The organism is Teredinibacter sp. KSP-S5-2, assembly GCF_032773895.1.
In the GTDB taxonomy this organism is placed as follows: Bacteria; Pseudomonadota; Gammaproteobacteria; order Pseudomonadales; family Cellvibrionaceae.
Genome location: NZ_CP120416.1, coordinates 2,409,513 through 2,425,898, shown reverse-complemented (window position 1 = coordinate 2,425,898; position 16,386 = coordinate 2,409,513). Strand labels below are relative to the sequence as shown.

Sequence of the window (16,386 nt, the reverse complement as noted above, 5' to 3'; positions counted from 1 at the left end):
AATAAGATGAATTTTGATATTGTAAACGAAGATATTATGATTTCCTCACAGCAAGGGTTTGTTTTTGAGTCCTATGTTGTTGGAAAAAAGGGGAATGTTGTTCCTGTTACTGCTGTGCTAAAGGGGGAGATTGATATTCCGCTTTTGGTTAAAAGTGTTGATCGTTTACGTTCAAGATTTTATGTTATAGATAAAGGTGTTTGTAGTGGTAATGAAAACACCTGTACGCCGAAGGTTGAAGTGTTTGATGATCTATCTTTATTTGAAAAGTATAGTCATGATATAGAAATTTCACCAGAAGATACCCATCTTTTTCGATTTTCGTTAATAAAGGTATCTGATGATGAAATTATCCTGCGAGTGTTTTTTCATCATGTTGCTGGTGATAGGCAGTCAATCGAAATATTTCTAACTGCTCTTATAGAGGAGTATTTTTCGGAGTCTGTAACTGAGAAAAAAACTGATAATTACCTTCAGGCGATTAAATATGTAAAATCGAGGCAGTCGAATTCCCATGAGTCTCGATATTTTTGGCAAACATATCTTTCTTCAATAGACTTCAATTCTAATGCCGGTTTTCTCCAAGATAGAGTCGAGAGTTTAGTTTTACGTGAGAAAAAAAATATTAGTCTATCTTTACTTGACGGGCTGTATGAAAAATCGAAAAATTTTCATGTTTCAAGGCAGGTGTTAGTCTTAGCGGCTTATTTTATTGCTTTAAAGCGCGTAATGGGGGGTAGCGATACTAGAATAGTTGGCATCCCATTTTCTCTTAGGGATTCTAATGTCTATGATAATACGGTAGGCCCATTTATTGAAACTTTGCCGGTGCGTGCCTCAACCTCTTCTAAGAAGTCGTTCGAAAGCATAGTTGATTCTTTAAAAAATGATCTTCTTGATATCTACGATCACAAATACTGTGCTCTTACTGATATCACTAAAAGCCTCGGTGCGAGCGGTATAAGCAATGGGCTATTTGCTTCCGTTTTCTCTTGGTCGGAGGCGTTTTCTATATCTAGAAATGGAATTAGTGTATTTCTCAATCCTCCTGAGAAATACCAAACTATATTAGATTATTCTGTAATTGCTCATGAGTCGAATGATGGTATCGAACTAGCTATTGATTATTCTGAAGGTGCCATATCTAGGGTAGAAGCAAGAAAAATTCTATGTGCTATCGAAGATGTAATTGTTTCAATCGATACTTATTGGTCTATGTCGATAAATGACATATGCAAAAAAATTAATTTTACTTCTCTAAACCACTCTGGTTCTATTGTGGAAAACGATGGTTTAAAAGAGTTATTTGAAACCGTCATCTCTAATTCCAATCGGACCGCTATAATTTTAGGTTCGAATGAATACTCGTACACTGAATTAATTGATTACATTGAAAAGGCTGGGTACTTCATTACAGAACAAAATATATACCCAGGCGATACGATAGGGTTGTGTTCAAAATCAAGTATTGAAATCATCTCTTTAATGCTAGGTGCATTGTGCCTAGGCGTAAATGTGGCTTTACTTGATCCTAATGATTCTACTCAACGTATTGAACAAGCACTTTCCAAAACCTTTTCCAAGGTTGTTTTCTCTGAAGTGAATATAAGTCACGACGGATTGTGTGAGATACCTTGTTTGAAATCTTTTGTTATTGATAAATGTATTGATGTTAAGCCAGTTTCTAATTTGGATTTGAATTGTACGTCAGGTAAATTGGTAATTTTCACTTCGGGTACAACTGGCAAGCCCAAGCCCGTTATTCTTTCTCCCTGTTCTGTGATTGATTATTGTAAATTTGCCGCATATAAATTCGGAATTTCATCTGAAGATAGGGTTTTGCAAATTTGTTCAACGGGGTTTGATGCTTACCTTGAGGAACTGTTTGTCACATTTCTATCGGGCGCTAGCCTTGTGTTGAAGGATGATAATATTTCATTTTCCACTGACGAATTTTGTTCTTTTTGTAAGAAAAATCAGATCAGTGTTGTTGATCTACCAACAGGATATTTTAACCTTCTTATTGGTGAAGATAAATTTACTCCCTCTTATTTGATCGATCTGAAAACTATAATAATTGGTGGTGAGGCCTTGTCTTGTTCAAGTTATGCTCAGTACCGGGAAAAATCAAAAAATTGGAAGCTTATAAATACTTATGGACCTACGGAAACGACTATTGTATCGGCTTTTTGTTGTCTTGATTTGGTATTAGATTCGCCAGAACAAGTGGATATTCCAATTGGAATTCCTGTTGATAACACCAGAATTTATATTCTCGACGATCAACTAGACCCAGTGGAGAATGGTTCTGTTGGCGAAATATTTATAGCTGGGAGTAACGTCAGTACTGGATATTATCAATGTCCAAGGGATACGTCGGAAAGATTTATTCCTGACCTTTACGGCAGAAATGGCGAGTTAATGTTTAAAACTGGGGATTACGGATTTTACAACGTTGATGGACAAATTGTTTATCGGGGTCGAAATGACGGCGTGGTAAAATTTAATAGTTTACGTATCGATCTTGCTGAATATGAAAGCTATCTTCATAACCAATTTAACGTAATAAGCAAAGCTGTTATTGTTATTCTAAAAAGCGGCGAAAAGGTCCTTGGACTTGCTGTTCAAGTCAAAGATGAATTGCTAAAACGAGATATAGTCGGCGCGATAGATTCTCATTATTCTCAATCTCGCCGCCCACAACAGGTGGTTTTTTTTGATGAAATACCCGTTAATTTACGAGGTAAAACTGATTATGAGATGATAGATAAAATTATATGTGCCAGATACATTTTTGACGAAAAAAATGAGTCTCAAACGCAGAAAACCTCTGAGGAATTCTTGTTGTCTATCGTTAGACGTTTGTTAGGTAATCCCGATATAACAGCGAGTGATTGTTTTTTTAAAAAAGGAGGTCACTCTATACTCGTAATTAGGTACATTAATGAAATAAAGAAACGTTATAATATTTCGGTCCCTGTTTACGAAATATTTTCAAGGAAAACCTGCGCTAAAATCGCTGATTATATCGACAAAAACAGGTATAAGCTTGATGATAATTTAGTTTCACATAAATCAACCGATGAAACCTTTCAAGATCGAGTTGACGTTCTAACCGATTTTGAACTATCGATATATTTGTCAGATCTTCGCTGTGACGGAAGATCCCCTTACGTTATTAAAGAGGGTTTTGATATAGCTGGCGTTATTGATTTGCTCAAGTTGAAGAACGCAGTAAGTGTTGTATGTGAGCATAACCCGATATTGCGCTCTGTGGTTTCAAATACTCAAGTGACGAGTTGGGAACCGTACTCTACTCATTTTGCTATCGAAAAAATATATTATATTAACGCTTGCAAGAAAAATGAAGAATTTGATTTGCACTCGGATTTTCCATTAAGGGTGTATGTGGATCAAATCGATAGTGACAAGTTTAAGGTGCACTTTATAGCTCACCATATAGCCTTCGACGGATATAGTTTAAAGAAATTAGTAGAATTAATCAGTGCAGCTTACGTCAATATTTATGAAACGGAGAAGTTACTAAAAAACAATAAAGCTAGACGAAATTTGTCTCCGGATCAGTTTGTATATAATGATTGGTGGTCGAAGGAGCTCGACGGAAAATGTGTTTTTGACTCTTTACCAAAATCTGATGGTTATGATCTTGACCTTTCTGTGGAAGGTGCTATTGGAGCTTCGCATTTGCCAGGAAATAGATTAGGAGAGTTGTCAGAGTTAACAGGTTATGGCGAGTTTGTTGTCGCGCTATCAGTGTCATTTGTTTGGCTATATAAGCTTACAGGGAATAAAAATCTTTCAATATTTACTCCCGTTCTTTTAGATAGCGATGATAATACTCAAATTTGTTCCAATATTACGTTGCTTCCTGTCCTTGTCGATTTTGATGAAAGCGAAACCTTTTCTGAATTTATAGAAGGGTTGCAATCAAAACTCATTGAAGTAATAGAAAATAGATATGTAAAAGAACTAGAACTTGCGACCTTGATAAAACGGTTTTCTAATGAAAATTACACTGCGCCACCTGTTTTATTTGACTTGAATTTCGGTCAATTTGATACATTATTCAAATTGGATGATGCTACGGTAACGAAAATAGAAATTCCTGTTCATAATGTTAGAGGTCATATAGAGATTTCTCTATCAACTAATAAGGGGACCGTCATTGAGTTAAGGGGAAAACATAATCGATATAGTAACGAAACTCTAAAACTTTGGTCGGAGTCTTGGGGGGAGGTGCTAGAAAGCATTTGTAAAAAAGGTATTCAGAATCAATTAAGAAATATTTCAAGTACTGGAAATGGAAATCGATTAAAGACGATTTTTGAGGGCCAATTAACTAATAGAAAAATTAGCACTCTGGATGGGTTTCTAAATAGTCTAGACAGGAAATTGGATTCAAAAATGGATTTGAAGGTTGTTTCTCAGGATAAATCAAGTCTTACCGGTAAGCAATTTCTAGATCAAACACGCATTACCGCACAAGGGATATCTGAACAGCTAGTTCAGTGTTCATCAAATCTGGTTGCCATTATATTCGATCGTTCAATAGAGTTTGTAGTGTCGTTGATAGGTGCGTGGAAGGCAGGCGCCGTTGTAGTTCTAGTCGATAAAAAAAGTCCGAAAGAAAGACTAAAACATATCATTAGTCTATTTGATTTTGCATTGGTTATCTCGGACAAAAAAGACTTACTCGATATAGCGACGGTAGATATTTATGATCTTCAGGCAAAGGGGGCTTTATATCAGTCAAGTCCCAGTCCTAAGGGAAGCAAAGTCGCTTATGTGACCCTTACATCCGGCACTACAGGCGTGCCGAAGCCAATACTGTGTACGTGGGAGGGGCTGGGGAACTTATTATCGTGGTCTATACAAGGAATTCCTTTAACTGAGGAAGATATTTTTATTCATACCTCCTCTCCAGGCTTTGATATCTCAATTTGGGAAGTGGTTTACCCGTTACTTTCAGGCGCCTGTTTGGAAATTCTTCCTGGTTCAATGCAGGGCGAAGTTGGTGAAATTATAGACTTGATAGATGAAAAGAGGGTTACGGCTGCTCATTTTGTTCCAAGTTTACTCACGCCTATTATTGGAGCGATGAATAAAGGAGAAGGAAAGAGTCTAAGAACTATCGTATGTGGAGGAGAAGTCGTTCCAACTGAGCTTTACCGTTCCGTTAAAGAAAAGTTGAATGTAAGTTTTTACCATACATACGGTCCGTCAGAATCCTCAATATTCATTTTATGCTGGAAGGATGATGGAAACTTACTGCCAAATGGAAAACTCCCTTTAGGTGATTTGGTTGATAACTCCAAAATAATGATTGTAGATAAATACGGGGAACCGGTTGTAAAAGGTACTGTTGGTGAACTATGGGTATCTGGCTCATCTGTCTCCTTAGGTTATTATGGGATGCCACGTCAGTCTTCACTATCATTTATACCGGATGGCGGAGGTTGTATATGGTACAAAACCGGAGATTACGTTCGTCAAATATCTGCTGGTAGCATTGAATACGTTGGTCGAATCGATAAACAAATAAAAATAAACGGAGTTAGATTTGAAGCCTACGAAATTGAAGTGGCGATTGAACGTTTTGCAGGTGTAGCTAAAGCCATAGTTGTACCGGTTGAAGAGCAAGAAAGAAAAATTTTATCGGCTTATATTACTTGCTCCGACAGTAAAAATGGGATTGACTTTAGGTTATTGAAGGAATCACTAAAACAACGGATTCCTTCGGGGTTAATACCAAGGAAATTCTTCGTTGTTGATCAGTTTCCTTTGACTGTGAATGGAAAGATTGATACCAAAGCCCTTGTTGATAACGTCTATCTCAAACTCGAAAATAGTGAGATTGGCTCTTCGAAGCCTGTACCGGGAAGAGTACGGGAAAAAATGTTGGCCACCTTGAGTGAGTTTCTTTCAGTAAGTGAATTAAATGAAACGGAGAACTTCTTTGAGGTTGGTGGTGACTCGATTACGGCTATTAGGCTTATCGCACATCTTCGGTCTTTGGGGTTTAAGTTAACGTTAAAGCAAGTTTTTAACTCCAAAAAAATATCTGATCTATTAGACATAATTTGTTCCGATAGTATGGATGTGGGCTTGCCCAGTTTAATTGAAAAGGAAGATTCGATTGTTTCCAATACGAGTTCAAATACTATAAGTATTCATGAGTTTGTTTCTCAAGCTGCAAGAAGCTGGCTAAATACTAACCATAGTTGTTTATCTGACGGTGTTCAACATGCGGTAGTATTAGCGGAGGGAGTCGATAGTGAAAAAATAGAAGCCGCTCTTCAAAGATTAGTGAAGGATACTCCATCTTTGCGGCATAAGTTAACACTTACAGAATGTGAGTGGACATTGGATATATTGTCTGAGCCGGTAGTTGATAAGTTGTTAATTTCCGAATGCAATGCATTTAGCCTCAATGATCTGAACGATATTATTGATTTTACTCGCAACAGGATTAACTTGGTTCAAGGAATCAATTTATGTGTTTCCAAATGTCATTTTGAATCAAAAACGTACTTAATTCTGGCATCTCATCATTTGTCACTTGATATGTTCTCCTGGGAAAGGCTTCTAGAGCTTTTATCCGCTTTATGTTTTTCTAATGATTTAGACCAATACCATAAGCTTGTTCATAACGGAACAGGATATTTAGCTTCTTTGAAGGCGGTAAGTCATAACTCTCCTAATGATATAGGACTGTGTGTTCGTAATAAGTGTAATCAATCGGTTAATAGAGTTAGTTGTGAAAGGTCCTTATCTGTTGAAGTGTTCGATGGTGTGAGAGCCTGGGCGAAGGATAATGGTTTATCTCTTGATGTTGTTATTTCATATTTGATATCTCTCTATGTTGGACAGAGAAAAAGCAATGTCACGTTCACAGTAGCCGTGGAACGGTCGTTACGAAATACAGGTAACGATTCAATAAATGCTTTGGGTTGGTTTACTGGGTTTGAAACGTTTTGTTACGATGGTTTGTCTTATCAGCATATAGGGGATTATATATTTTCTTCCGATAGGTCTAATAGTGAGCCGGATATTGTTTGTAACTTGATTGTTGATAATGAGCTAAAGAATTATTGTTCCAAGATAAAAAATGGTTCTCTTGTAGATAAATATAGTAATTTTGACATACCTCCTCATCAAAAATTGGTTGTCGAAATTGTTTTTTGCGGTGATGAAGTTACCCTATCATTTAATGCTTCTGAGAGTTGGTTAAGTTTACATAGTCTGCAGACAGTAGCAGAGTTACTGGTAGATGGATTGGGCGAGTATGGGGCGAATGAACTTAAAAGCTCGATTCAATATCCACTTAGTCCGCTTCAGAAAAGCATTTTAAGTGCTTGTCTGAGAACTAATAACTCCAATTTATACAATACCCAAATCATATACAGAATTAATGGAGATGTTGATCTTTGTAGGCTAAAGGCTTCTTGGTATCAGCTTCATTTGGATCATGATGTCTTCTCTGTTGCTTTCTCATGGGAAGATGACGGAATTTATCAGTTTAAATCTTTAGATTCTAGCTTTATATGGGAACAAATAGAACTTGAAAGTGAAGTTATTGAAAATGAAGTCCATGCTCTTGCAGAGCGAGGAAGTAAGCTAAATCTCAGAGAGGCACCTTTATCTCGGTTAACGCTTTTAACTTCAAAAGAAATAACTTATTTAGTCTGGTCTCATCATCACATTTTGTTTGATGGTTGGAGTTTACCTCTAATCACAGAAAAAATATCTAAGTATTACAGCGAAAACCGATTTGGTGCGTTGGCTTCTGAGTCGAAGCATACAGATTATTTTGAAGTTTTGGGGAAGGTGTTATCAACAAAGTGTCCAGTAAAAATTGAACGAGAATTCGTTAATCGTTTGGTTGGCATGAAGAAGCCTTGTATTTTGGGAAAGGTCAACAGTATTGAACTCATACATGAAACAAAGATGTGGGAGTTGTCTGATCAGATTTCAATTCAAATTTTGGAATTTGCCCGCTCAATGCGAGTGACGGTAAGCGCGGTTATTCAAACAGCTTGGGTCCTGGCTCTTTCGAAGTTAACAGGAAATAGAGATGTGGCGTATGGTTTGGTGGTATCGAGTCGTGACTCCAGCATTTCCGGTTTTGATAATGTAATTGGTTTCTTTCTTAATACGCTTCCGGTTGTGATTAATATCTCTACAGACGATACAGTTAAGTCTTTATTTGAAAAAGTAAATGGTCAGATTGTTTGTATTTTGGAGAATTCTACTGCATCTTTAACAAATATTTTATCGGGCTGTAGAAAAAATGGAATGGATGGTGATCTTTTTAATACGGTCGTAGTTTATGAGAATTACCCCGGTGAGAAAACTGGTTCGAATTTGGGTGTTGATGGTCATCTGGACGTCGTTAGGTCTGTAGAGACTAGTGAGATTCCATGGGTATTTGTGGTAATCCAATCAGAAGACAAAATTAAGTTTGAACTGATTTATCATTACAGTGATAACAATAAGAAAATATCGAATAGTATTGAGTCCATTGTTAATGGAACGCTGGAAAAACTGGTTAATAAGTAAAATTTAGGGCTATATATATGTCAATTCTAGATGAGAGTGTATTGGATTTAATCTCACTTGATGATGAAGAGAAGTATGAGGTTTATAAGCAGCAAGGAGATATTGTCGAATTTGAAAGTCAGTCGACTGTCGATAGGCTCATATTTGAAAATGTTGAGAGTCACCCTGATGACACAGCCGTTGTTTTTGGAGAGGAAAAATTAAGTTTTTCAAATTTTTGGCGGCTTGTATGTAAAATCGAATATGGGATACGGAAAAAGACAAACAAAAACGGGCTTGTCGCTATTGCAATGATGCCGTGTATTGAAAGGCTGGCAGCGGTCGTTGCGGTATTAAAAAGTGTTAATGGGTTTATGCCTATTGATATGGATAATCCTAAAGACAGAGTCAAGTGGCAACTTGAGGATTCTGGTTCAAAGCTTTTGATAGCGGATTCCGCCAACTCCGACAAATTGGACGGGTTAGACATCAACTTTCTCTGGGTGGATAAGCTTTCGGAAAATACATTTGAAGAAAAGCCAGCGTCGGATCGAAGTTCTACTGATGTAGCGTATGTAATATATACGTCAGGATCTACAGGGTTACCAAAAGGGTGTGCAATTAGCCACATGAGTTTACTGAACAGACTTGCGTGGATGGCAAAAGATGTTGAGATTTCGAGCGACGATAATATTTGCCATAAGACATCTTTTGGGTTTGATGTTTCTGTGTGGGAGCAACTTCTTGGTTTAGTCTATGGAGCTGCTACAGTGATTGTGCCAGATAACGATCGAAAAGACACGTTTAAATTGGCGCACTTAATGGCAGAAAAGGGGGTAACAATTACACACTTTGTCCCAACGATGTTAAGTACATTTTTGGATGATGATTATGTCAAAAATATCACAACGCTTAAGCAAATAATATGTAGCGGAGAAGCACTCCCTTTAACTTTGGCTTGTAAGTGCGAAGAGGTTTTTCCGCAGGCAAGATTGAAAAATTACTATGGACCAACGGAAGCGACTATTGACGTTACTGCGTGGTCATTCAACAAATGTGATGATTTTCCATTTGTACCAATTGGCCGCCCTATAGACAATGTTACTGCCTACGTATTACTGGATGATCTTTCGATGGCTCCATTGGGGACGGAAGGCGAATTGTATATTGGAGGTGTGGCCGTTGCAGAGGGTTATATTAACCGCCCTTCATTAACTGCTGAACGATTTATTCCTGACCCTTATTCCAATGCTGAGGGCGCTCGTTTATATAAAACGGGTGATGTTGTCATTCGTCATGAGGGTGGAGTTATCGAATATGTCGGACGTTCGGATTTTCAGGTAAAAGTCAAAGGTTATAGAATTGAGCTTGGTGAAGTCGAGGAACAATTACGGAAATTGGATATTGTCACCAATACTGTTGTGGTTGTTGACGATGAAAAGCTCAACTTGGTTGCATACATAACTGGCGCTGAAGAAATTGATATCGAGGTATTAAAAACGGAGATAGAAAAACGTGTACCAAAATATATGGTACCAAAATATTGGGTTTTACTTGATTCATTACCTACGAACTCAAACGGGAAAGTTGATCGTAAGGCTCTTCCCTCATATAGAACTCAGCTAATAAACCCCAAAAATTTAGTTACACCACCATCAACGAATGAAGAATTGCTAGTTTTATCAATATGGAAAACTTTGCTTAAAATCGAAGTAAATGATGTTAATTTGGATTTTTTTGCGTTGGGTGGGGATTCGATCTTGGCTATTAAAATGGCCACAGCTTTACGTAAAGAGGGGTATATCCTTGAAGTAAAAGACGTTTTTGATTATCCGACAGTGAAACAATTATCTCAGAGAATCTCTAAGAAAAGCTCCAAAGAAGAAATGCCTGTCCCTGAGCTTTCGAAGATTTGGAGGGGGAATACGCTCATTTCCGATATTGTCTCAACTGTATATGAGGTCGAAGCGGATTCTATCAATGGGGTGATAAGGAAACTAGAAGAAATATTTCAACTTCTGGTGAATACTGGTCTTGCAGGTAACAAAAGCGGGAATGAATGGAAATTAATCGAAGCGATCGAAAAGACCAGCTCTATATCAAGTCAGGTCAATAGTGGTCTTGAAAGCACATCAGGTTGGTTGTGTGCTGATGGGACGAATGATTTATTTGCGGCGTATATTTTGGAAGTGAATCATGGAAGGTTTCAGGTGGTTATTAGTTTTTCTCCGGAAGTTGTGGACTGGGTTTCAGTTTTTCATCTTTCCGCAATACTGGAAAAAGACTTTCAGCAATATCAGGAAGAGTCAATATCCTATCGGGACTTGGCTATGGAAATGGCGAAATATCCAACAATTCCAAAGAGCTTTTATAAGGATGGACGCGTATTTGAAAAAAGAACTAAAGTTGGTGTAGCGGAGTCAAGTACCATTCGTTTTTCGTTGCCAGAAACGCTTCACATGCGCGTTGATCCGATGGCTGGATGCGATGATATTCTATCCGATGTTATCTCAGTATGTGTAATAAATTCACTTAAGAGTATCGGCATAGATGAGCTTTTTATTGAACTACCGGAGAGTAGGGCGTTTGCTTCACAATGCGGTTATGAGACGAGTCGTGTCTTTGGAAGAATTTCGAATGTCGTTTCGGGAAATCTGGACATAAAAGATGCGGATGTTCGTACGATAAGGAAAATTCGACACGGTGAAATCGATTTGCCACAGTTACATAAACCAAATTCTGTAAGATGTAAAATTGTATATCTTCCGGGTTATGTTCCGCAGTCACAAGAAAATACCTCCCTTAGGCTCTCAAATGATTATTACGAGTCAATGGCGCAGAGTCTTATAGGTGATTATGACTTACTTGTATATTGTGTAGCAGAAAATGAAACACTTCTAGTTCACATGCATTCACACCGGAGTGAAATGCTATCTCTTTCCAGCATTGAATCAGAGGTCGAGCATTCTTGGCTAAAAATGCTCGATGAACGTTGCATATGGAACACTAGAGTAAGTAGTGATTACCCCTTAGTTGAGGAATATAGCGAAATTACTATTTCGCAAGTAGATAAAGCGCCGCTGGATATTTATCCTTTATCACCAACTCAGGAAGGAATGCTATTAAGATCTCTTTATTGGGCTGAATCCGATGCGTATCATAATCAGAATGTGATAGAACTTATTGGTCCGATTGATGAAATGCTCTTAATTCAGGCGTGGAATCAAGTCGTCAGAAGATATGAAATATTGAGGGCGGGATATTTGTGGGATAGTGGTGATACGTTCTTGCAATATATTGCCTATGAGCCAACCAATAAGCCTCAATTATTGGACTGGACGAATATTGATTCCGATAAGATAGATGAGCATATCGACTTATTTCTAGACGAAGATAGAGCCCAACGGCTGGATCTGAATCAGGCTGGATTATGGCGTTTTTATCTAGCAAAGAATGAAGAAAAAAGGCATTTTGTAATCTGGAGTCATCACCACATATTACTGGATGGTTGGTGCCTATCATTAATTTGGGGGGATGTTTTTAAATTATATGATGCTTTGACTCGTGGCGAAGGATTGCAAAAACTGACTCAGAGGCCTTATAAAGATTACATTGCTTGGCTGAAGTATAAGGTTGATAACCTAAACTCCAATGAATATTGGGAAAACTATTTGAATGGATTTGAAGAGCCAACCAATTTTTCAGAATTTGGTGCAGATGTTGAGGGTGAGTTCGATACATGGCGTATCGCTTTAACAGAAGACGAAACGGAGAAGGTGAATAGCTTTGCGAGAAGCATTTCTGTAACATCGAATGCTGTAATTCAGTCTGCTTGGAGTATTTTGCTTTCACTAAGATCCGGCTCAAACGATGTTGTTCACGGCGTGTCTGTTTCTGGGAGGCCGCCGCAACTTTCAGGATCCGAAGATATCGTCGGGCTATTTATTAACACCGTTCCCCTTAGATTGAAATATGATGGAAAAACAGATGTTGTCTCTTATATTAAAGAGACGCAAAGTATTCTGGCCGAGGCTACCCGGCATGCTCAGATGCCTCTTTCGGAAATCACGTCTAAATGGAGAGGTCGGAAAAAATCTGATGATAGGATTTTTGATAGTTTAATTGCGTTTGAAAACTATCCTGAAGATAATCTGCCCGACGAACAAATGGGTGAAATTACCATTATAGATCGGTTTTGTAATGAGAAAACGGAGTATCCTATTGGGCTGATTGTTCTGCCTGGCACTAAAATGGAACTTCACTTTAATTTTGATAAATCTCATTTCAGCAAAGTGGAAATGGAGGGGTTTGTCGAAATATATAAATCCATAATTTTTTCATTTACTGATTATTCAAAATCAAAGATTGCTGAACTCCCATATCTAAGAAATACTCTATCTGAAGGTTTAGGGAAAAATATTATTAATCCTGTTGATCAGGACAGTCTTACTCTAAACCAAAACATTTTTAATTATGAAGATGGCCGTGATACTGCGATAGTTGACGAAAAAGGGACTGTTTGGAGCTATGCAAATCTAAAAGAGGAGGTTTCTTGTTTATCTGGCAAATTGCAGAGTCTGGGTATTTCAACCGGCTCAATAGTTGCTGTTGAACAGGGGCGTTCTGTCTATTTTGTGTCTTTGTTTCTTTCATTGATAAACATTGATGCAGTTCCCGTTATTATCAATCCACTTCATAGTGATCAAGCTAAGATCCGTTGTATTGAAAAGTCTAAAGCAAATTTTCTTATTACAAACTCGAGTTATGGATCCGAAACAGTATTTTATGGCGCAAAAATACTGACAAAATCCTCGATTGATTCTGTTGATGTTATAGAAAGGGATTTTATTCAAACGTTGCCGTCTGGAAAGTTTATCTTGTCCACATCCGGCACCTCTGGAGACCCTAAACTCGTAATTTGTCGAGAGTCTGGTTTGGTTGATCGAATATTTTCAACCTCAAGGAAATATGATTTTAGTAGAAATGATCGTTTATTGGCAAACGCGTCGGTTGGTTTTGATATCTTATTGTGGGAAATGTTTTTTCCTCTGGTAAATGGTGGAGTCCTGGTAATTGCGCCAGAAGGAAGTACGTTAGATCCTAAGCTTCTTGAAAATCTCATCAATGAAAATGGGGTTACTGCTGTTCATTTGATTCCGAGCGTTTTGAAATACTTAATTGAATTTTCATCAGAGTTATGTTCACTCTCGACCGTTATTACCGGTGGTGAAGTGGTTTCACCAACTCTTGTTCATGATTTTTATGAGAAATTCCCCAGCATGCGTTTATGGCAGGGATACGGCCCGACGGAGGCGTCGGTTAGTGTTACTGATCATCTTTGTTTTTTTGATGATGGTAAGAAAATAAAAGTTCCAATTGGAACTTCTTCTAATGGGACGGAAATTTTAATACTTGATAAATTTCTTCGGCCAGTTCCCGTCAATGTTGAGGGTGATATTTTTATAGCTGGTTCATCTCTCGCTTTAGGATATTTGGATGATCCGATTAATACTGCCAGTAGCTTTGTTCCTTCACCTATATCGAATCGAGCTGATGTCATTTACAAAACGGGTGACCGAGGTAAATGGAACCTTGAGGGGGAGGTAGAATTTGCAGGACGAAATGATCGATTAATAAAAATTCGAGGTCAACGAGTAGATTTAGATTCTATAGAGTTATTATTGGCTTCTCATAACTATGTTGACACTGCCATTGTCGAGTTTGTTGAGTGCAATGATTCTGGTACCTTAGCGGCGTTTATAGTCCTGAATGATAAGGGAGTGAAAAACGAACAGCACGCTGTGGCAGAAATAAATATCTGGTTGTCTCCTAGAGTGGGGGAGGTCGTTCAGTTCTCAAATATGAAAGTTATGTCTGAGTTACCGTTGACCATCAACGGAAAGGTCGACAGGCAAGCTTTAATGAAAACACTGGAGGTTTCTGAAAATGATATTGAGCCTGAAGATGTAGAATCATTTAGTGGTCTTGAGTTGGTTGTCGCAAAAGCCTGGAAAGAGATAACAGGACGAACCCCACGTTCAAGGTTTGATAATTTTTTTGATGCAGGCGGTCATTCTTTGATGGCGATTCAGCTTGTAAGAGAGATTAGAAAGAACCTTAGTGACGATTTGATTGTTGAAGTTTCTCATGTGTTTAAATTTCCAACTATCTCCGGAATTTCGGAGGCAATCGTGTCAGTTTCCAACTCCGAAAAAAATGAACACATAATTGAGCTTGGTGAATATAGAAATCTTGACAAGCCCCCCCTTGTTCTTATTCACCCTGTTGAAGGTATGTCTCATTGTTACGACGGTTTGGAAAATTATATTAGAGATAGAAAAGTCTTCGCTTTTAGCAACCCAAGATTGATGGCCAAACACAAGTTTACCTCTCTTAAGGAGATGGCTTCTTTGTATGTTGAGTGGGCAAGAACCCTAATAGATGACGGTCCAATTATTTTAGGTGGTTGGTCATTCGGAGGTGTTGTTGCATTGGAAATGGCTAGGCAAATGGCTAAACACGGAGGGGAAGTGAAAAAACTGATTATGATTGATAGTTTTAATTTGAGTGAGGTTCGTCGTGAATCTGTTTTAGATGCGAAAACTGAGAACTTGGAAGACGATATAATTCAGTCTGAAATAATGACTAATACAATGTTGGCGTTTGCTCATGAATTTGATACATATAAAAATGAAGTCAATTTGATTGTTGCGAATGAAACTTACGAAACTAAAACTAATCTAGTTGTTAACTGTGGTTGGTCGGATGAGGTATTGCCAAATCTGATTGTGTCAAGAGTCGAAGGGGAGCATCATCAACTTTTTGAAAGTAGTAATAAAGATTTAATTTTTTCTGAAATGTTAAGAGTTATCGAAAGTTGATTTATATGTTTGATTCCTTATTCGATTGTGGAGATTGGCTTTGAATACTACATTAGTTAAACGAGATGTTGGTGTGGACCATTTTTTTTGCTCTCACAGAGATAAGCCGCACGATATTTTTTTTATGAAAATAGGCGGAGATACTTTTGTTGGTAAAAAGTATGAGGCTGATTTTTTGGTTGATGGGAAAGTTGTAAAAAGGAAGACCTGTCTTGTTGAAGAGGGAATGCTGTTTGGTAAATACCGTTCAATGAAAGTTTGTGAAAAAGGATATAGTTTTTTTTATGAAATTATGTCTGAACAAGAAAAGCATCAGGCGTTCGATAGAGTTCTAAAAATGGATGGGGCGTATCTCTACTATCCATTTTTAACACTAAACGAAGGTGGTGGTGAGGAGTTATGTTCTCAAGAGCAATGGATGCCTTCATTGGAGCTCGAAAGGGAGCTTAATGATGATGAAATACCGCTTAGAGAAATAGCAATAAATAAACTTAAAGAGTATGGTCAGACAAAAGGAGTTTTTTACGATCCGGCATGTTCAACTGGTAAGTTTTTGGAAACAATGAAAAACGAGTTTAAGGGAATTTATACAATAGGGCAGGATATAAATCCAAAAATGGTTGAGGTGTCATCGCTAAAATTAGATGAGACAATTTGTGGAGACAGCATTAAACCATGTGTCAGACCGTCATCTGTTGATGTTTTGGTTTTTCGTTTTCTTAATTCATTTGTGGTTTCCGCTGCTGATGCGGATATTCTATTTCGAAAGCTAATTACATGTTTGAAGCCTGGTGGTGTTTCGCTGGTTTTTGGGCATACTCCGGTGTTGTTGTCGTTTGACTACTTTGTTTCTCAGGGGTTGGAGGTATTATCAAGTGTGGCTAAACCTCCTGGCTTGCAATCCGTATGTGAGTTTTATGTGTTAAGAAAGAAAGACTAGTTTTGT

The 16,386-nt window shown here is 37.8% G+C and carries 3 protein-coding genes; all 3 read left to right on the top strand.

What is annotated here, in order from left to right; genetic code table 11:
• Positions 1–6: 6 nt before the first annotated feature.
• Genes P5V12_RS10495 through P5V12_RS10485 form a run of 3 tightly spaced genes read left to right on the top strand, consistent with a single transcriptional unit; the run spans position 7 to position 16,380 of the window.
• Positions 7–8,580 carry a condensation domain-containing protein gene (locus tag P5V12_RS10495; protein ID WP_316957306.1) on the top strand — a complete coding sequence of 2,858 codons (8,574 nt, stop codon included), beginning with the start codon at positions 7–9 and terminating at the stop codon, positions 8,578–8,580.
• A gap of 17 nt (positions 8,581–8,597) precedes the next feature.
• Positions 8,598–15,440: a non-ribosomal peptide synthetase gene (locus P5V12_RS10490; RefSeq protein ID WP_316957305.1), complete on the top strand. Its 6,843-nt coding sequence runs from the start codon at positions 8,598–8,600 to the stop codon at positions 15,438–15,440.
• 40 nt (positions 15,441–15,480) lie between these two features.
• Positions 15,481–16,380 (top strand): class I SAM-dependent methyltransferase, encoded by a 900-nt coding sequence (locus P5V12_RS10485; protein WP_316957304.1) that lies wholly within the window; start codon positions 15,481–15,483, stop codon positions 16,378–16,380.
• Positions 16,381–16,386: the final 6 nt, after the last annotated feature.